Origin of the sequence: Enterobacter cloacae complex sp. P14RS (assembly GCF_014895895.1) — a bacterium.
Classification (GTDB): Bacteria; Pseudomonadota; Gammaproteobacteria; order Enterobacterales; family Enterobacteriaceae; genus Enterobacter; species Enterobacter bugandensis.
This window is the reverse complement of the sequence record NZ_JADBQM010000028.1, coordinates 70436-88109: the sequence shown is the minus strand read 5'-3', so window position 1 is coordinate 88109 and position 17674 is coordinate 70436. Positions and strand designations below refer to the sequence as shown.

At 57.4% G+C, this 17674-nt stretch carries 17 protein-coding genes; 13 read left to right on the top strand and 4 right to left on the bottom strand.

Annotated elements, in window-relative coordinates; translation table 11 throughout:
* Nucleotides 1-113: 113 nt before the first annotated feature.
* Both manA and IM295_RS21875 read left to right on the top strand, forming a co-directional pair.
* The gene (manA, locus tag IM295_RS21880) at nucleotides 114-1289 is read left to right on the top strand and encodes a mannose-6-phosphate isomerase (protein ID WP_028012929.1); all 1176 of its coding nucleotides are present in this window, start codon (nucleotides 114-116) and stop codon (nucleotides 1287-1289) included.
* Between the two features lie 99 nt (nucleotides 1290-1388).
* Nucleotides 1389-2921 carry a YdgA family protein gene (locus IM295_RS21875; RefSeq protein ID WP_047365362.1) on the top strand — a complete coding sequence of 511 codons (1533 nt, stop codon included), beginning with the start codon at nucleotides 1389-1391 and terminating at the stop codon, nucleotides 2919-2921.
* 37 nt (nucleotides 2922-2958) lie between these two features.
* Here IM295_RS21875 and IM295_RS21870 read toward each other — a convergent pair whose 3' ends face one another.
* Nucleotides 2959-3813 carry an alpha/beta fold hydrolase gene (locus tag IM295_RS21870; protein WP_193067318.1) on the bottom strand — a complete coding sequence of 285 codons (855 nt, stop codon included), beginning with the start codon at nucleotides 3811-3813 and terminating at the stop codon, nucleotides 2959-2961.
* Between the two features lie 15 nt (nucleotides 3814-3828).
* A complete protein-coding gene (locus IM295_RS21865) occupies nucleotides 3829-4809 on the bottom strand; it encodes an MBL fold metallo-hydrolase (RefSeq protein ID WP_193067317.1) in 981 nt (326 codons plus the stop codon).
* A 107-nt stretch (nucleotides 4810-4916) separates the two neighbouring features.
* On the opposite strand from IM295_RS21865, the gene IM295_RS21860 reads away from it, so the two are divergent.
* Nucleotides 4917-5813 carry a LysR family transcriptional regulator gene (locus IM295_RS21860; RefSeq protein WP_193067316.1) on the top strand — a complete coding sequence of 299 codons (897 nt, stop codon included), beginning with the start codon at nucleotides 4917-4919 and terminating at the stop codon, nucleotides 5811-5813.
* A gap of 1 nt (nucleotide 5814) precedes the next feature.
* On the opposite strand, the gene IM295_RS21855 is transcribed toward IM295_RS21860, so the two are convergent.
* The gene (locus IM295_RS21855) at nucleotides 5815-6843 is read right to left on the bottom strand and encodes a Mal regulon transcriptional regulator MalI (protein WP_028012924.1); all 1029 of its coding nucleotides are present in this window, start codon (nucleotides 6841-6843) and stop codon (nucleotides 5815-5817) included.
* Nucleotides 6844-7020: 177 nt separating this feature from the next.
* On the opposite strand from IM295_RS21855, the gene malX reads away from it, so the two are divergent.
* The 3 genes from malX to add all read left to right on the top strand — a co-directional run bounded on the left by malX (nucleotide 7021) and on the right by add (nucleotide 10932).
* Nucleotides 7021-8613: a maltose/glucose-specific PTS transporter subunit IIBC gene (gene malX, locus IM295_RS21850; protein WP_028012923.1), complete on the top strand. Its 1593-nt coding sequence runs from the start codon at nucleotides 7021-7023 to the stop codon at nucleotides 8611-8613.
* Between the two features lie 48 nt (nucleotides 8614-8661).
* Entirely contained in the window at nucleotides 8662-9834 is a 1173-nt protein-coding gene (locus IM295_RS21845; RefSeq protein ID WP_193067315.1) for a MalY/PatB family protein, read from the top strand.
* 96 nt (nucleotides 9835-9930) lie between these two features.
* Nucleotides 9931-10932: an adenosine deaminase gene (add, locus tag IM295_RS21840; RefSeq protein WP_047368418.1), complete on the top strand. Its 1002-nt coding sequence runs from the start codon at nucleotides 9931-9933 to the stop codon at nucleotides 10930-10932.
* Nucleotides 10933-10986: 54 nt separating this feature from the next.
* On the opposite strand, the gene IM295_RS21835 is transcribed toward add, so the two are convergent.
* Nucleotides 10987-12027, bottom strand: a complete 1041-nt coding sequence (locus IM295_RS21835; RefSeq protein WP_193067314.1) for an oxidoreductase — start codon at nucleotides 12025-12027, stop codon at nucleotides 10987-10989.
* A gap of 241 nt (nucleotides 12028-12268) precedes the next feature.
* Here IM295_RS21835 and blr point away from each other — a divergent pair, with 241 nt between their 5' ends.
* The 7 genes from blr to rsxD all read left to right on the top strand — a co-directional run bounded on the left by blr (nucleotide 12269) and on the right by rsxD (nucleotide 17673).
* On the top strand, nucleotides 12269-12394 hold the full coding sequence (blr, locus tag IM295_RS21830; protein WP_168733269.1) for a division septum protein Blr: 126 nt from the start codon (nucleotides 12269-12271) through the stop codon (nucleotides 12392-12394).
* 233 nt (nucleotides 12395-12627) lie between these two features.
* Nucleotides 12628-12843, top strand: coding sequence for a transcription modulator YdgT (ydgT, locus tag IM295_RS21825; RefSeq protein ID WP_013096896.1), 216 nt, complete (start codon nucleotides 12628-12630; stop codon nucleotides 12841-12843).
* An 86-nt stretch (nucleotides 12844-12929) separates the two neighbouring features.
* Nucleotides 12930-13370 (top strand): DUF2569 domain-containing protein, encoded by a 441-nt coding sequence (locus IM295_RS21820; RefSeq protein WP_025758365.1) that lies wholly within the window; start codon nucleotides 12930-12932, stop codon nucleotides 13368-13370.
* Nucleotides 13371-13446: 76 nt separating this feature from the next.
* Nucleotides 13447-14028, top strand: a complete 582-nt coding sequence (gene rsxA, locus IM295_RS21815; protein ID WP_028012919.1) for an electron transport complex subunit RsxA — start codon at nucleotides 13447-13449, stop codon at nucleotides 14026-14028.
* Nucleotides 14028-14606, top strand: coding sequence for an electron transport complex subunit RsxB (rsxB, locus tag IM295_RS21810; protein ID WP_028012918.1), 579 nt, complete (start codon nucleotides 14028-14030; stop codon nucleotides 14604-14606). Before rsxA ends, rsxB begins: the two co-directional genes overlap by 1 nt.
* Nucleotides 14599-16620, top strand: coding sequence for an electron transport complex subunit RsxC (gene rsxC, locus IM295_RS21805; protein WP_193067313.1), 2022 nt, complete (start codon nucleotides 14599-14601; stop codon nucleotides 16618-16620). Before rsxB ends, rsxC begins: the two co-directional genes overlap by 8 nt.
* Nucleotides 16621-17673, top strand: a complete 1053-nt coding sequence (gene rsxD / locus IM295_RS21800; protein WP_063153897.1) for an electron transport complex subunit RsxD — start codon at nucleotides 16621-16623, stop codon at nucleotides 17671-17673. It abuts the gene before it with no gap.
* The last annotated feature ends 1 nt before the right edge of the window (nucleotide 17674 follow it).

The window sequence follows — 17674 nt, the reverse complement described above, 5'->3', positions numbered from 1 at the left end:
ATTTTTTAACAAAAACTGAGACTAGTACGACTTTTTACATCCACAGGTTACTTCCACGTGGTTTATTGCTTTAATACCCGGAGTTAATTCCACATTTGAATCAGGGCTTGATAATGCAAAAACTCATTAACTCAGTGCAAAACTACGCCTGGGGAAGTAAAACTGCGTTAACGGATCTCTACGGTATCGCGAACCCGAACAACCTGCCGATGGCGGAACTGTGGATGGGGGCGCACCCGAAGAGCAGCTCAAAAATTGAAGACGCCAGCGGCCAGGTACGCAGCCTGCGTGACGTAATTGATGCCGATAAAGCCGCACTGCTGGGCGACAAGGTGGCTCAGCGCTTTGGCGAACTGCCGTTCCTGTTTAAGGTGCTGTGCGCCGACCAGCCGCTCTCCATCCAGGTTCACCCGAACAAGAAAGCGTCTGAAATCGGCTTTGCCAAAGAGAACGCGGCGGGCATCCCGCTGGACGCCGCCGAGCGTAACTACAAAGATCCTAACCACAAGCCGGAGCTGGTGTTCGCACTGACGCCGTTCCTGGCGATGAACGCCTTCCGCGAGTTTTCAGAGATTATCTCCCTGCTGCAGCCGGTCGCGGGTGCCAACAAGGCTATTGCCCACTTCCTCGAAAACCCAAACGCGGACGCGCTCAGCCAGCTATTTGCCAGCCTGCTGAATATGCAGGGTGAAGAGAAATCTCACGCGCTGGCGGTGCTGAAAGCGGCCCTGAACAGCCAGCAAGGGGAACCGTGGGAGACCATCCGCCTGATTTCCGAGTTTTACCCTGACGACAGCGGCCTGTTCTCCCCTCTGCTGCTGAACGTGGTGAAGCTGAACCCGGGCGAAGCGATGTTCCTGTTCGCGGAAACCCCGCACGCCTACCTGCAGGGCGTAGCGCTGGAGGTAATGGCCAACTCTGACAACGTGTTGCGCGCGGGCCTGACGCCGAAATATATCGACATCCCTGAGCTGGTTGCCAACGTGAAGTTTGTAGCGAAGCCTGCCGCGGAGCTGCTGACTCAGCCGGTGAAAAACGGCGCAGAGCTGGACTTCCCGATTCCGGTTGAGGATTTTGCGTTCTCCCTGCACGACCTCAATCAGACGGAAACGACAATCGCACAGGAAAGCGCGGCGATCCTGTTCTGCGTCGAGGGCGAAGCAACGCTGCGCAAAGGCGAGCAGCGTCTGGTTCTCCAGCCTGGCGAGTCAGCATTCGTTGCAGCCAATGAGTCCCCGGTCAGCGTGAGCGGCACCGGTCGCCTGGCGCGCGTTTTTAATAAGCTTTAAGCACTTACTGAATTTTTTAACAACTCTTGCTAAGCTAGTTGAAGGCTTAATATCTCCGGGCGGTTTTTACCGCCTGGTTTCATTTTAGGGATAGTCGCAATGAAAAAATCGGTCGTAGCGGTTGGAGTGATTGTAGCGTTAGGCGTGGTCTGGACGGGTGCCTCCTGGTTTACCGGGAAACAGCTGGAAGGCCGTCTGGCTGAGATGGTGGCGCAGGCTAACGGAGAAATTAAGCGCAGCGCGCCGGAGGCGGGTCTGGAGCTGAGCTACCAGAACTATCAGCGCGGCGTGTTCACCAGCCGCATGCAGCTGGTGGTGAAGCCGGTGGCCGGTGCGGCAAACGGCTGGCTGAAGCCGGGGCAGAGCGTGGTGCTGGATGAAGTGGTAAGCCACGGTCCGCTGCCGCTGGCGCAGTTAAAGTCGTTTAACCTGATCCCGTCCATGGCGTCCGTTCATACCGTACTGGTGAATAACGACGTCACCAAACCGCTGTTTGACCTGGCGAAGAATGAATCACCTTTCGACATTAACACCCGTATTAGCTACTCCGGTGATACCAGTTCTGATATCGCGCTGAAACCGCTGAACTACGAGAAAGAGAACGAAAAAGTCGCCTTCAGCGGCGGCCATTTCAAACTTGATGCGGATCGGGACGGCAACGTCTTCTCCATGACGGGTGAAGCGGAAAGCGGCCTGGTCAACGCCGTGAACGAATATAACCAAAAAGTTCAGCTCACCTTCAACAACCTGAAAGCCGACGGCAACAGCCGTATGACCGACTTTAAAGAGCGTATCGGCGATCAGAAGCTCTCCGTGGATAAAATTGCTATCGCAATTGAAGGAAAAGAGATGGCCGTGCTGGAAGGCATGGACGTTAACGGTCAATCCGACGTATCCAAAGACGGTAAGAGCATCAATACCCAGCTGGATTACACGCTGAAGAGCCTGAAAGTGCAGAATCAGGATCTGGGCACCGGCAAGCTGTCGCTGAAGATCGGCAATATCGACGGCCAGGCATGGCACGAATTTAGCCAGAAATACAGCAAAGAGAGCCAGGCGCTGCTGACCGACGCCGCGCTGCAACAGAACCCGGAAGTGTACCAGCAGCAGGCGATGGCGGTGCTGTTCAATAACCTGCCAATCCTGCTGAAAGGCCAGCCGGTGGTCACCGTTGCGCCGCTGAGCTGGAAAAACAGCAAAGGCGAAACCAGCTTTAACCTGTCGCTGTTCCTGAAAGATCCTGCAGCCGCCACGGGTGAACCGCAGACGCTGGCGCAGGAAGTGGATCGCAGCGTGAAGTCGCTCGACAGCAAGCTGACCATCCCGATGGATATGGCGACCGAGTTTATGACCCAGATTGCGAAGCTGGAAGGCTACGGCGATGAAGATGCCGGCAAGCTGGCGAACCAGCAGGTGAAAGGTCTGGCGGCGATGGGTCAAATGTTCCGCATCACCAAAGTGGAAGACAACACCATTTCCACCAGCCTGCAGTATGCCAACGGTCAGGTAACGCTGAACGGCGACAAAATGCCGCTGGAAGAGTTTGTTGGCATGTTTGGTATGCCGACGCTGGGAATGCCGGAACCGGCTGAACCCGCAGCGCCAGCCGTACCGGCGGCACCGCAGCAGTAAGCAGAAAACCCCTCGCAAGAGGGGTTTTTTATTGCCCTTATCCTTTCCATCCCTCCAGGAAATCCAGCAGCAAGGCGTTAACTTTCTCAGGCTGTTCCTCCTGAGGAAGATGGCCGCACTCGTCGATACCCTGCGCCCGCAGGTTATCCGCCATTTCAGCCCAGACGCTTTGCATATCGAAGAGCTTTCCGACCGCGTGAAAATCATTGCCCCACAGCGACATTACCGGACAGGCGATTTTTACGTCAGCGTCGGCAAGATCCTGCGCCACGTCTTCCGCGTTGGCGCGATAGTCAGCCATCGCGCCTCGCACGGCTCCGGGCGCCTGATACGCGCGAACATAGGTGTCAAACGCCTCGCCGCTGATGGTTGACGGATCGTAGGTCCAGTCCGAGAAAAAGTGGCGCAGCCAGATATTTTCACGTCCTGCAATCAGCGCTTCCGGCAGATCGGGCACAAGATGGAACAGGAAGAACCAGTATGCGCGGGCGATGGACGCATTCAAATCGCGCGCCACGATACGCGTTGGCACGTTATCCATGACCACCAGACGATCCACCAGCTCAGGGTAATCTTTTGCGAACCGCGTCGCGACGCGCGCCCCGCGATCGTGCCCCACCAGCACCACCTTCTGTAACCCCAGCGCACGCATCAGCTCCCGGATGTCCCGGGCCATGTTCCGTTTATCATAGCCAGAAGCCGGTTTATCCGTTTCGCCATATCCTCGCAAATCCGGCGCGATGATGCGGTAGTGCCGGGACAATACAGGTATCTGGTAGCGCCAGGCATAGTTTGTTTCAGGAAAACCGTGCAGAAGAATAACCGGCGCGCCTTCACCCTCTTCAACCACAAACTGGCGAATGCCGTTTGCCGTTACGGTGTAACTTTTCATATTCGTAACCTCACTTTATTTCAGCAGAGGCACGTTGGCCGCACGTTGATAAGGACCGTAATTTACAGGGTTCCAGCTATAGCCCTGCTGCCAGGCGGTGATATGCCCAATACCGGGGAAAGGCAGATGCGCAGCGGCCATCCACTCGCCATCTTTCGCCAGGGCGTTAAACTCCTGCGCCCGGGACGAGATGGCTTTTTTCGAATCGACATCAAAGCGAATAGACACTTCAGGATGCGGGAACTGGACGGCTGGCGCATGAATCAGATCCCCAATGAAGTTAATAGCCGTCCCCTGCGACGCAAAGCGATAAACGGTACTGCCGGGCGTATGGCCAACGGCATAGGCCGTCTGGACTTCCGGGATCGGCGAAGCTGGCGGAACGAAGGTTTTAAGATGTCCGGAGGCTTTATACTCAGACAGTGCTTTTCGGGCAATAGCGAAATACGCTTTCGCATTAGCCGGCGCGCTCGCTTCTTTTGCAGGATCAAGCCAGTAGTCGGCCTCCCCCTGCGGTACGTAGACGGTGGCATTGGGGAACAACGCTTTACCGTTCGCATCGCTCAGGCCACAAACATGATCAAGATGAAGATGCGTCAGGAAAATGGTATCAACCTGCTCGGGACGATAGCCTGATGCTTTCATATTGTTAACCAGCTGGCCGGCCGTTTCCGGCACGCAGTGCCCCGCTCCGCTGTCAATCATGACCAGATGTTTACCGGTATTAACCAGGAAAGCGTTAAAAGCGGTCGGCATGCGGTCGGCATCGATTTTATGCTGAGCCAGCAGTTTACGAACCTTGTCGTCTGAAAGACCGTGGAGTAATGACGGCGAAAGGTCGTTATAGCCGTCGAACAGCGCCGTGACCTCATATTCCCCTACCGCCAGACGATAATATCCGGGGACCTGCTGCTTCACCTGCGCAGGTGCGTCAGCCCAGGCGGCACTTACCAGTAACAGGCTGCTGAATGCCAGAACCGTTTTCAACTTTTTCATCTTCACTCCAGATTGATATTTTTCAGGTTGTGAAGAGACTATGGCAGCGTAACGATAAATACTGTAGATATGTACTTTGATAAGGCAGCATAACGAAAAGCGATACAATGAAACTGGAAGACGTTGAAGTGTTTGTCGAAGCGATTAAGGCGGGTAGCCTGGCGGGCGCCGCGCGTCGGCTCTCAATGAGCGCCATGGCGGCGTCACGCTCTCTTAACAATCTTGAGGCTGAGCTGGGGGTCAGGCTGGTGCATCGCACCACGCGATCCCTCTCACCGACCAGCGATGGTGACGTTTTTTTGCCGCATGCGCAGGCGTTGCTGGAAGATAAAAATAACGCGCTGGCCGATCTGTTTCCCGATGGTACGCACCTGTCCGGACGCCTTCGCATTACCGCCTCAGCGGCGTTTGGACGCAAGATCGTTGCACCGATGTTGCCGCTGTTTATGCAGCAACATCCTGCCCTGCAGGTCGACCTGCTGGCAACCGATGAGCAAATTGATATTGTCGGGAAAGGCATAGACGTGGCGTTACGCATTGCACCGCTGCGCGATAACCGGTTAGTTGCACACCGCATCTGTGATAACCCCCGCGAGCTTTGCGCCAGCGCGGAGTATCTCGCCGCGTACGGTTCACCGAAATTGCTTAACGATCTGGCTGGACATAGCTGCCTGACCACCTCAGATACGACACACTGGTCGTTTGAGAAGGGTGAACAGCGCTACAAACAAAAGGTGTCAGGCCGATTCTCGGCTAACTCTATTGAGGCGATTTTCGAGGCTTGTCTGGGGGGACTCGGCATCGCAAATTTATCTCGCTGGTACGTAGAGCCTGCCATTGCTGAGGGTAAACTCGTGCGGATCGTCCTGGAAGATGCTCAGCCGGAATCGCAGGCCATTTGGGCGGTTTACCCGACCTCCCGGCTGATCCCGGCAAAAGTACGAAAATTTGTAGAAGCCCTGGAGACACATCTGACGCTCAACCCGCTAACGCAGCAGAGCTGAGTTATTTCACCGTCACCAGCCGCGCCGCCACAATCTGGTGCCCGGACTGGACATCCGTGTTGTCGATGCGCTGCATAATTCTGTCTGCCAGCGTGTAGCCCATCTCCCGCGCAGGGGTGGTAGCCCAGACTATCGGCAGGTCATCCAGCGCGTTTTCACCAACGTCGGCGAACGCCCCTAACGCCACCTGATGGCCGAAGAAGGTTTCCACCCCGCCCTCGCCGCTCTGACGCCCGGCGCGGATCAGGCCAAACCAGGCACCCATGGCAATCACATCGTTGTAGCAAATCACGGCGCTGATCGTCGGATTGCTTCGCAGCAGCGCGCCTATCGCTTCCGCCGCTTTCTTCTGGCTGGATTCACACTCCACGACCCATTCGCTGTGGAACGGCAGGCCGTATTTAATCAGCGTCGCGCAGTAGCCGCCGACCCGCTCGGCGCGCGTCAGGGAGGAGCTTTTCCCTCCCAGCCAGGCAATGCGCTGATGCCCGCGGCGAATAAGATGTTCGGTCAACATTTGCGCGGCCTGCATGTTATCCGGGCGCAGCGTATCGGCCTCGTCCAGATAGCTGGCGCGCGAGGCGAACACCAGCGGCACGCCTTTTTCGGCGGCACGCTCGCACAGTTCGCTACCCACGCCCGACGCTCCGGCGACGATCACTCCGTCAACCCCCTGGGTCAGCAGCATATCGAGACGGGAGAGAAGCTGCCCGGCCTCGCGCCCGCCGTGCAGCAGAAAGACCATCCGCCCCTGCGCTTCCAGCGCTTCGGTTAACCCGGCGGTCAGCTCCGCATAAAAAGGTGACGTCAGGTCACGGACAATCAGGCCAATCACCCCGCTTTGCCCGCCGCGCAGCGCCGACGCCTGACGGTTACGCACAAAGCCCAGCTGTTCAACCGCCTCGTTCACCCTCTGACCGGTTGCGGGCGAGATGCGCCCTTTACCACTGAGCACGAGAGAAACGGTGCTGACGGAAACCCCCGCCGCCAGCGCGACATCGTTGATGGTGACTTTTTTCGCTACAGCCATGTGTCAGCGTGACTCCCTGAAATGAGATCGGTAAAACGTTTTATCAATACGTTATCTTTATACTACCAGTCAAAGCCTGAGAATGTGATTTAGCGCGCACTAAACTTTGATAAAACGTTTTATCTTCTCGCAGCATTGAAGCAGGCAAACTGATTTTAACAATAAAGGAGTCGTTTTATGACGGCGAAAACAGCACAAAAAATATCGCTGTGGGAGTTTTTCCAGCAACTGGGTAAAACCTTTATGCTGCCCGTGGCGCTCCTCTCGTTCTGCGGGATCATGCTCGGGATCGGCAGTTCGCTGAGCAGTAAAGACGTCATCACGCTGATCCCGTTCCTCGGTACTCCCGTGCTGCAGGCGATCTTTATCTGGATGAGTAAGGTCGGCTCCTTCGCGTTTAGCTTCCTGCCCGTGATGTTCTGCATCGCCATCCCGCTGGGCCTGGCCCGCGAGAATAAAGGCGTCGCGGCGTTTGCCGGGTTTGTGGGTTACGCCGTGATGAACCTGGCGGTTAACTTCTGGCTGACCGCGAAAGGCATTCTGCCGACGACCGATGCTGCCGTGCTGAAGGCCAACAACATTCAGAGCGTGATTGGCATCCAGTCTATTGATACCGGGATCCTCGGAGCGGTGATCGCCGGGGTCATTATCTGGATGCTGCACGAGCGCTTCCACAATATCCGCCTGCCGGATGCCCTGGCCTTCTTCGGCGGTACCCGCTTCGTGCCGATTGTCACCCTGGTGGTCATGGGTCTGTTCGGCCTGATCATTCCGCTGATCTGGCCGGTCTTTGCGATGGGCATCAACGGCATTGGCCGCATCATCAACGGCGCGGGAGATTTTGGTCCGATGATCTTCGGCACCGGCGAGCGTCTGCTGCTGCCGTTCGGCCTGCAGCATATCCTGGTGGCCCTGATTCGCTTCACCGAAGCGGGCGGTACCATGGAGGTGTGCGGTCACGACGTGAGCGGTGCGCTGACCATCTTCCAGGCGCAGCTGAGCTGTCCGACTACCCACGGCTTCTCTGAAAGCGCCACCCGCTTCCTGTCTCAGGGTAAAATGCCGGCCTTCCTCGGCGGCCTGCCGGGTGCCGCGCTGGCGATGTACCACTGCGCGCGCCCGGAAAACCGACATAAAATTAAAGGGCTGCTGATCTCCGGCGTGATTGCCTGCGTCGTGGGCGGCACCACCGAGCCTATCGAATTCCTGTTCCTGTTTGTTGCGCCGGTGCTGTATCTCATCCACGCGCTGCTGACCGGCCTGGGCTTTACCGTGATGGCGGTGCTGGGCGTCACCATCGGCAACACCGACGGCAACGTGATTGACTTCGTGGTGTTCGGGATCCTGCACGGCCTGTCAACCAAGTGGTATCTGGTGCCGGTCGTGGCGGCTATCTGGTTCGCGGTGTACTACGGTATCTTCCGCTTCGCCATCACCCGCTTTAACCTGAAAACGCCGGGCCGCGATACCGATACCGCCACCAGCGTTGAGCAGGCGGTGGCCGGTACCGTGGGCAAATCCGGGTATAACACCCCTGCCATTCTGGCTGCGCTGGGCGGTGCGGATAACATTACCTCGCTGGATAACTGCATCACCCGCCTGCGTCTGTCGGTGGCGGATATGTCAAAAGTGGATACCAACGCCCTGAAAGCCAACCGGGCCATCGGCGTGGTACAGTTAAATCAGCACAATTTGCAGGTGGTTATCGGCCCGCAGGTTCAGTCGGTGAAAGATGAGCTGGCAACCCTGATGCGAACAGTAGAAGCCTGATGCCTCAACCCCCTCTCATGAGGGGGTTTTACTTTAAGGATTAACGTCATGTTTGATTTTTCTACCGTCGTGGATCGTCACGGCACCTGGTGTACGCAGTGGGACTACGTCGCCGACCGCTTTGGCGCGGCGGATCTGCTGCCCTTCACCATCTCGGATATGGACTTCGCCACCGCCCCCTGCATTACCGACGCGCTGCATCAGCGCATCAACCACGGCGTGCTGGGCTACAGCCGCTGGAAAAACGACGAGTTTCTTGCCGCTGTTGAGCACTGGTTTCGGCAACGCTTTAACAGCCGCATTGATAAAGAAACCATCGTTTATGGCCCTTCCGTCATCTACATGGTGTCAGAGCTGATCCGCCTCTGGTCAAAGCCCGGTGACGGCGTGGTGGTCCACACACCGGCGTACGATGCGTTTTACAACGCCATTGGAGGCAATGCGCGTCAGGTTGTGGCTGTTGAGATGGAAAAGCAGGCGGCTGGCTGGCAGGGCAATATGGCGGCGCTTGAAGCGGCCCTGGCGAAACCGGAAAACAAAATTCTGCTGCTGTGCAGCCCGCAGAACCCGACCGGCAAGGTCTGGACGCGGGATGAATTGACGCAGATGGCGGAACTCTGTGAGCGCTATGACGTGGCAGTTATCAGCGATGAAATTCATATGGACATGGTGTGGGGGGCGCATCGCCACACCCCGTGGAATGCGGTAGCGCGCGGCAAATGGGCGCTTCTCACCTCCGGCTCGAAAAGCTTTAATATTCCGGCACTGACGGGCGCATACGGCCTGATCGGCGATGAAGAGAGCCGTAACGGCTATCTCAGCGCGCTAAAAGGACGAGATGGGCTCTCTTCCCCTTCCGTGTTGGCGCTGACGGCCCATATCGCCGCCTATCAGCAGGGAGAGCCGTGGCTGGAAGCCTTGCGTCGTTATCTGGAAGAGAATCTGTTGTATATCGCACAGGAATTAAACAGTGCTTTTCCGAAACTGAACTGGCAGCCGCCGGAAGCAACCTATCTGGCCTGGATTGACCTGCGCCCGCTGAACATTGATGACAGGGCACTGCAAAAAGTGCTGATCGCGCAGCAAAAAGTCGCCATCATGCCGGGATACACGTACGGAAACGAGGGTAACGGCTTCGTGCGCCTTAACGCCGGCTGCCCACGCAGCAAGCTGGAACAAGGGGTTCAGCGCCTCATCGCCGGGATCAACACGCTCCTGTAATTTGTTTGCGCAACGGAATATTCCCTTGCGCAAATAGCTTTTTACCCCGTTTTGTTTTTATAATATGGCGCACTTTAACCCGAAAAGAGTGCGACCATGATTGATACACGCCTGCCCTTAACTGATATTCATCGTCACCTTGACGGTAACATTCGTGCCCAAACCATCCTCGATCTTGGCCGCCAGTTCAACTTAACGCTTCCCGCTCAGACGCTTGAGTCGTTGATCCCGCACGTACAGGTCACATCCAATGAACCGGACCTGGTCAGCTTCCTGAGCAAACTCGACTGGGGCGTGAAGATGCTGGCCTCGCTGGATGCCTGCCGCCGCGTGGCGTTTGAAAACATTGAAGACGCGGCCCGCAACGGCCTGCACTACGTCGAGCTGCGCTTCTCGCCAGGCTATATGGCGATGACCCACAACCTGCCCGTTGCAGGCGTGGTGGAAGCCGTCATTGAAGGCGTCCGCGAAGGGTGTAAAACGTTCGACGTTCAGGCCCGCCTGATCGGCATTATGAGCCGCACGTTCGGCGAAGCCGCCTGCCTGCAGGAGCTGGAAGCGCTGCTGGCGCACCGTGACGCCATCACCGCCGTTGACCTTGCCGGCGATGAGCTGGGCTTCCCCGGCAGCCTGTTCCTCTCCCACTTCAACCGCGCGCGCGATGCCGGCTGGCACATTACCGTCCATGCGGGTGAAGCAGCGGGCCCGGAAAGCATCTGGCAGGCCATCCGCGAGCTGGGCGCCGAGCGTATCGGCCACGGCGTGAAGGCGGTAGAAGACCGCGCCCTGATGGATTTCCTGGCGGAGCAGCGCATCGGCATTGAGTCGTGCCTGACGTCCAACATTCAGACCAGCACCGTGGCAACGCTGGCGCAGCACCCGCTGAAAACGTTCCTTGAGCACGGCGTGCTGGCCTCGCTGAACACGGACGATCCGGCGGTTCAGGGCGTGGATATCATCCACGAGTACAACATCGCCGCACCGCAGGCGGGCCTGAGCCGCGAGCAGATCCGTCAGGCGCAGATCAACGGGCTGGAGATCGCCTTCCTGACGCCTGCGGAGAAGCAGGCGCTGCGGGATAAGGTGGCAACCGCGTAAACCCTTTGCCGGGTGGCGGCTAGGCCTTACCCGGCATACAAAAGCATTTAAAACTTATGCCAGACAGAGCGTGGCGCGATGTTTGGCAGATTCGATCCCCAGCTCAATCAGCTCCATAATCTGAATCGCCTGGCTGGCCGGAACCGGATTCTCTCCCGTGCCGTTCAGCGCATCGCGGATGGCAGCATAATAAGCCGGATAGTTACCCGGGATCGTTAACAGGGTTTCCTCAACCAGCTCCTCACCTTCCGTCCGTGTCACGACGCCGTCGCGCATATCATAGCCCCAGTCTTCCTGCGGCAGACGTTCACCGTTTTTGAGGCGATCTTCCTGCGGATCGAGGCCAAACTTCACGTAGCTCCCGCGCGTGCCGTGGATGATATAGCGGGCAGATTCCGCGGCCGCGACCATCGTGCTGTGCAGCACAATCCGCCGCTGCGGGTAACTCAACACCGCGTGGAAGTAATCCGTTGTCTGCGCACCGGGCCTCAGCTGGGCCAGATCGACCGTCATGCTCACCGGCAGCCCAAACAGATTCACGGCCTGGTCCAGCAGATGCGGGGCTAAATCGTACCAGATGCCGCTGCCCGGACCAGCCTGCTCGCGCCAGCGGTTTCTCACCTGCGGACGGAAGCGGTCAAAGTGCGATTCAAAAAAAACGATCTCTCCTAACGTGCCTTCCCCGAGAAGCGTTTTAACCGTCAGGAAGTCGCTGTCCCAGCGGCGGTTATGGAAAACGGACAGCACTCTGCCCAGGCTTTTTGCCAGCGCCTCCAGCTCACGCGCCTGTGACAACGTCACGGTGAAGGGTTTGTCAACAACGACGTGCTTCCCGGCTTCCAGCGCGGCTTTCGCCAGCGGGAAGTGCGTGTCGTTCGGGGTGGGAATAACAATTAAATCGATATTCGGATCGTTGAAAAGGTGTTTAGGCTCGGAGACAACCGGCACTGCGGGCCAGTCAGCATGGACTTTGGCGGCGTCGCTGCTGGATACCGCCGCCAGCGCCATTCCCGGCGTTCCGGCTATCAGAGGCGCATGAAACGTTTTGCTCGCGTACCCGTAGCCTATAAGCCCGACGCGGATGTTATCACTCATCGTGTTGTCCTCTTTTTGCGTTTCTTATTTCATACTGGCCTTTCTGGCATTGCCCTCATTAATAATGAGCCATGGCGCTTAAAATAGCAGGCTGTAACGGCTATTTTTGTTACATAGTATTAACCTTCTGATTTTGTTTAAGGGAATCGTTCCCAAAGCGCTTGCCGTCAGAGAAACAGCGCTGTAACATTTGCGACCTGTATTTATGGATAAATTACAACAGTGAATCATGGCATCAATTATTAATCGAATCATTGAATTAGCGGGATGGATTGTTCTTGGGGTTTCGGTCATTTTGCTCGGCGTAGCCAGCCATATTGATAACTACCAGCCGCCGGAGCCTGCTGCCGTCACCCATCCTAAGTAACCGGTTGCTGCTTTAAAGAGTGACATAATGTGTCAGTTTCGTATTGCCAGCCCTGGTGAACGCGGTTAACCTTCTCTTCCAGGCATCACCTTCGGTGCCTGAATTTCAGCAAAGAAAACTCCTAATTTCGTCGCGTTATCTGAGTGGGCTGTTTACGTCTGTATTAATCCGTTTATTATTCGACCGAATTACCTTAACTGGTATTACTCACTTTTATATGGAAAATTATTAATATGACAGTTCAGGACTATTTATTAAAATTTCGCAAGATCAATTCGCTTGAGAGCCTGGAAAAACTGTTTGACCATCTGAACTACACCCTGTCGGATAATCAGGACATCATCAATATGTATCGCGCCGCTGACCATCGCCGTGCGGAGCTGGTGTCCGGCGGACGCTTGTTCAACGTCGGCGAGGTCCCGAAGTCCGTATGGCGTTACGTTTTATAAGAAAGTAGCCATCCGCGCGAAATGTTATATACTCTCCGCCCTGCAAACTGGCTGTACAACATTTCGCGCAGATAATGGGAGAGTTCATGACCGCAACGCCTGGAGAACGCATCGGAGGCTGGTTAATCGCCCCACTGGCATGGCTGCTGGTTGCTTTATTAAGCGCATCGCTTGCGCTGCTGCTTTATACCACCGCACTGATTACCCCTCACGCTATTCAGACCCTGATGTCGCAAAGCGTGCTGAATATAGCGATGTGGTTTGTGTCTTTCGTTTTCGCGATTGGGATGTGGTACTACACCCTGTGGCTGACTATCGCCTTCTTTAAGCGCCGCAAGAGTGTGCCTAAGCACTACATTATCTGGCTGCTGGTCTCGGTCCTGCTGGCGGTTAAAGCGTTTGCTTTCTCGCCCGTGTCTGACGCGCTTGCTGTCCGCCAGCTGCTTTTCCCGTTACTGGCTGCGGCGCTACTGGTGCCCTATTTCAAACGTTCAACGCGTGTGAAAAACACCTTCGTGAACCCGTAATAACCTTACAGATAACCTGTTGTCGCCTGCCCCGGTTTGTCCGATAATAGGCGGCTTTTTTATTTCAGGCTAAATAATGACCGATTACTTACTGCTCTTTGTCGGCACCGTGCTGGTTAACAACTTCGTTCTGGTGAAGTTCCTTGGCCTGTGCCCGTTTATGGGCGTGTCCAAAAAGCTGGAAACGGCGATGGGCATGGGGCTGGCGACGACCTTCGTCATGACGCTGGCGTCTATCTGCGCGTGGTTGATTGACACCTGGATCCTCATCCCGCTGGGGTTAATCTATCTCCGCACGCTGGCGTTTATTCTGGTCATTGCGGTGGTAGTGCAATTTACCGAAATGGTGGTGCGCAAAACCAGCCCGGCGCTCTATCGCCTGCTGGGTATCTTCCTGCCGCTGATCACCACCAACTGTGCGGTGCTTGGCGTGGCGCTGCTGAACATCAACCTTGGCCATAACTTCATGCAGTCGGCGCTGTACGGTTTCTCCGCCGCTGTCGGTTTCTCATTTGTTATGGTGCTGTTCGCGTCGATTCGCGAACGTCTGGCAGCAGCGGATATCCCTGCGCCATTTCGCGGTAATGCCATTGCGCTGGTGACCGCGGGTTTAATGTCTCTGGCCTTTATGGGCTTTAGTGGTCTGGTGAAGTTGTAATGAATGCTATCTGGATTGCCATCGCCTCTATCAGCGTCCTGGGGTTGGTGTTTGGCCTTATCCTGGGTTACGCCTCCCGCCGTTTCGCGGTAGAGGACGATCCTGTTGTTGAAAAAATTGATGAGCTTTTGCCGCAAAGTCAGTGTGGACAGTGCGGCTACCCGGGCTGCCGCCCTTACGCTGAAGCGGTAGGCATTCAGGGTGAAAAAATTAACCGCTGTGCGCCCGGCGGCGAAGCGGTGATGCTGAAAATTGCCGCCCTGCTTAACGTCGATCCGCAGCCCGTTGATGGCGATGCGGAAGTCCAGGAGCCGGTCCGTGCCCTCGCGGTGATCGACGAAGCAAACTGCATCGGCTGCACCAAATGTATTCAGGCCTGTCCGGTCGACGCCATTGTTGGCGCGACCCGCGCCATGCACACCGTTGTGGCGGATCTCTGCACCGGCTGTAACCTCTGCGTGGCCCCCTGCCCGACGCAATGTATAGAGCTGCGCCCGGTTGAAACGACTACCGAAAGCTGGAAGTGGGATCTTCAAACCATTCCGGTTCGCAATATTCCTGTGGAACAACATGCTTAAGTTATTTTCTGCTTTCAGAAAAGAGAAGATCTGGGACTTTGACGGCGGTATCCATCCGCCAGAGATGAAAACCCAGTCCAACGGCACGCCGCTGCGTCAAATTCCGCTGGCGACGCGTTACGTCATGCCGCTCAAGCAGCATATTGGCGCTGAGGGCGAGCTGTGCGTGAAAGAAGGCGATACGGTGCTGCGCGGTCAGCCGCTGACCTTCGGACGCGGACGTATGCTGCCGGTACACGCCCCTACTTCCGGGAAAGTGGTGGCAATTGCCCCTCATACGGTGGCGCATCCGTCCGCGCTGTCGGAACTGAGCGTGATTATTGAAGCCGACGGTGAAGATCGCTGGATTGACCGTGACGGCTGGAGCGACTACCGCAGCCAGAGCCGCGAAGCGCTCATCGAGCGTATTCATCAGTTCGGCGTCGCCGGGCTTGGCGGCGCAGGCTTCCCGACCGGCGTCAAGCTGCGCGGCGGTGGCGATAAGATTCAGACGCTGATTATCAACGCCGCCGAGTGCGAGCCGTACATCACCGCCGACGATCGTCTGATGCAGGATTGCGCCGCCCAGGTGGTGGAAGGTATCCGCATCCTTGCGCACATTCTGCAGCCGCGGGAAGTGCTGATCGGTATCGAAGACAATAAACCGCAGGCCATCTCAATGCTGCGCGCCGTGCTGGCCGGTAGCCATGATATCGCCCTGCGCGTCATTCCGACCAAGTACCCCTCTGGCGGCGCAAAGCAGCTGACGCAAATCCTCACCGGCAAGCAGGTCCCGCACGGCGGACGCTCGTCGGATATCGGCGTGCTGATGCAAAACGTCGGCACCGCTTACGCCGTCAAGCGTGCGGTGATTGACGGCGAGCCGTTGACCGAGCGCGTGGTAACACTGACCGGAGAGTCTGTCTCTCGTCCGGGTAACGTCTGGGCGCGCCTCGGCACGCCGGTGCGCCATCTGCTGGAACAGGCTGAATTTTGCCCTGCCAGCGACCAGATGGTGATCATGGGCGGTCCGCTGATGGGCTTTACCCTGCCGTGGCTCGACGTTCCGGTAGTGAAAATCACCAACTGCCTGCTCGCCCCTTCCCCAACCGAAATGGGGGAGGAGCAGGAAGAGAAAGGCTGCATCCGCTGCAGCGCCTGTGCCGATGCCTGCCCGGCGGATCTCCTCCCGCAGCAGCTGTACTGGTACAGCAAAGGCCAGCTACACGATAAAGCCAAAGCCCATAACCTGGCCGACTGCATCGAATGCGGCGCCTGCGCCTGGGTCTGCCCAAGCAACATTCCTCTGGTGCAGTATTTCCGCCAGGAGAAGGCCGAGATTTATGCCATCTCCATGGAAGAAAAGCGCGCCGCGGAAGCCAAGGCACGTTTCGAAGCGCGTCAGGCGCGTCTCGAACGTGAGAAGATGGCTCGTCAGGAGCGACATAAGCAGGCCGCCGTTCAGCCTGCCGGGAAAGATCAGGATGCAATCAACGCCGCACTGGCGCGAGTTCGCGAGAAAAAAGCCAGTGCCGCCCAGACGCTGGTGATCCAGGCCGGTGAAAAACCGGATAACAGCGAAGCGATTGCCGCCCGCGAAGCGCGTAAAGCTGCGGCCCGCGCCCGTCAGGCGGAAAAAGCGCAAGCGGCGCAACCGGAAGCTGAAATCGATCTACGCAAAGCCGCCGTCGAAGCGGCAATAGCCCGTGCCAAAGCGCGCAAGGCCGGGGAGCAGCCAGTGGTGGTTGAACAGGAACCGGTCGATCCGCGTAAAGCTGCCGTTGAAGCGGCGATTGCCCGCGCCAAAGCGCGCAAAGCAGCGCAGCAGGCGCCAGCCGCAGAACCTGAAGCACCGGTCGACCCACGTAAAGCTGCCGTTGAAGCAGCGATAGCCCGCGCCAAAGCGCGCAAAGCAGCACAGCAGGAAGAGCAGCCGCAGGCCGCCAACGATGACCCGCGCAAGGCCGCCGTCGCCGCCGCCATTGCGCGCGTTCAGGCAAAGAAAGCCGCACAGCAAGCCGTAAACGAGGATTAAATGGTTTTCAGAATCGCAAGTTCCCCTTACACCCACAATCAGCGCCAGACCTCGCGCATCATGATGCTGGTCTGCCTGGCGGCGCTACCGGGCATTGCCGTTCAGTGCTGGTTTTTCGGCTGGGGAACTCTGTTCCAGATAGCTCTTGGATGCGCCAGCGCCGTCGCCGCGGAAGCCCTCGTGCTGAAGCTGCGCAAGATGGCGGTTTCCCGCATCCTGGCGGACAACTCCGCTCTGCTGACCGGCCTGCTGCTGGCCATCAGCATTCCCCCGCTTGCCCCGTGGTGGATGGTGGTGCTCGGCACCGTGTTTGCCGTGATTATTGCCAAACAGCTCTATGGCGGCCTCGGTCATAACCCGTTTAACCCGGCGATGATTGGCTACGTGGTGCTGCTGATCTCCTTCCCGGTACAGATGACCAGCTGGCTGCCACCGCACGAGATTGCAGCCACGGTCCCCGGCTTTATGGATGCTCTGCAGGTGATCTTTACCGGCCATACGGCGCTGGGTGCTGATATGAACGCGCTGCGTATGGGCGTGGACGGAATCAGCCAGGCGACGCCGCTCGATACGTTTAAAACGTCCCTGCATGCCGGGCACAGCGTTGAGCAAATTATGAAGTCCGCCATCTACAGCGGCGTGCTGGCGGGAGCCGGCTGGCAGTGGGTCAACCTGGCGTATCTGCTGGGCGGCCTGTTCCTGTTGCAGCAGAAAGCCATCCGCTGGCATATTCCGGTCAGCTTCCTGGTAACGCTGGCGTTCTGCGCCACGCTGGGCTGGGTATTCTCTCCTGAATCGCTAGCCAGCCCGCAGATGCACCTGCTCTCCGGCGCGACCATGCTGGGTGCCTTCTTTATCCTGACGGATCCGGTGACGGCCTCAACGACTAACCGCGGACGCCTGATCTTCGGCGCGCTGGCTGGCCTGCTGGTTTGGCTCATCCGCAGCTTCGGTGGCTACCCGGACGGCGTGGCCTTTGCCGTCCTGCTCGCCAATATTACCGTTCCGCTCATCGACTATTACACGCGCCCCCGCGTGTACGGCCATCGCTAAG

Bases quoted from the DNA above. Each gene is read 5' to 3' on its own strand.
- IM295_RS21820 (WP_025758365.1), top strand. From the start codon at position 12,930: ATGACCGCAACGCCTGGAGAACGCATCGGAGGCTGGTTAATCGCCCCA.
- rsxC (WP_193067313.1), top strand. From the start codon at position 14,599: ATGCTTAAGTTATTTTCTGCTTTCAGAAAAGAGAAGATCTGGGACTTT.
- ydgT (WP_013096896.1), top strand. From the start codon at position 12,628: ATGACAGTTCAGGACTATTTATTAAAATTTCGCAAGATCAATTCGCTT.
- add (WP_047368418.1), top strand. From the start codon at position 9,931: ATGATTGATACACGCCTGCCCTTAACTGATATTCATCGTCACCTTGAC.
- rsxB (WP_028012918.1), top strand. From the start codon at position 14,028: ATGAATGCTATCTGGATTGCCATCGCCTCTATCAGCGTCCTGGGGTTG.
- IM295_RS21855 (WP_028012924.1), bottom strand. From the start codon at position 6,843: ATGGCTGTAGCGAAAAAAGTCACCATCAACGATGTCGCGCTGGCGGCG.
- IM295_RS21870 (WP_193067318.1), bottom strand. From the start codon at position 3,813: ATGAAAAGTTACACCGTAACGGCAAACGGCATTCGCCAGTTTGTGGTT.
- IM295_RS21865 (WP_193067317.1), bottom strand. From the start codon at position 4,809: ATGAAAAAGTTGAAAACGGTTCTGGCATTCAGCAGCCTGTTACTGGTA.
- IM295_RS21875 (WP_047365362.1), top strand. From the start codon at position 1,389: ATGAAAAAATCGGTCGTAGCGGTTGGAGTGATTGTAGCGTTAGGCGTG.
- rsxD (WP_063153897.1), top strand. From the start codon at position 16,621: ATGGTTTTCAGAATCGCAAGTTCCCCTTACACCCACAATCAGCGCCAG.
- IM295_RS21835 (WP_193067314.1), bottom strand. From the start codon at position 12,027: ATGAGTGATAACATCCGCGTCGGGCTTATAGGCTACGGGTACGCGAGC.
- malX (WP_028012923.1), top strand. From the start codon at position 7,021: ATGACGGCGAAAACAGCACAAAAAATATCGCTGTGGGAGTTTTTCCAG.
- IM295_RS21860 (WP_193067316.1), top strand. From the start codon at position 4,917: ATGAAACTGGAAGACGTTGAAGTGTTTGTCGAAGCGATTAAGGCGGGT.
- manA (WP_028012929.1), top strand. From the start codon at position 114: ATGCAAAAACTCATTAACTCAGTGCAAAACTACGCCTGGGGAAGTAAA.
- IM295_RS21845 (WP_193067315.1), top strand. From the start codon at position 8,662: ATGTTTGATTTTTCTACCGTCGTGGATCGTCACGGCACCTGGTGTACG.
- rsxA (WP_028012919.1), top strand. From the start codon at position 13,447: ATGACCGATTACTTACTGCTCTTTGTCGGCACCGTGCTGGTTAACAAC.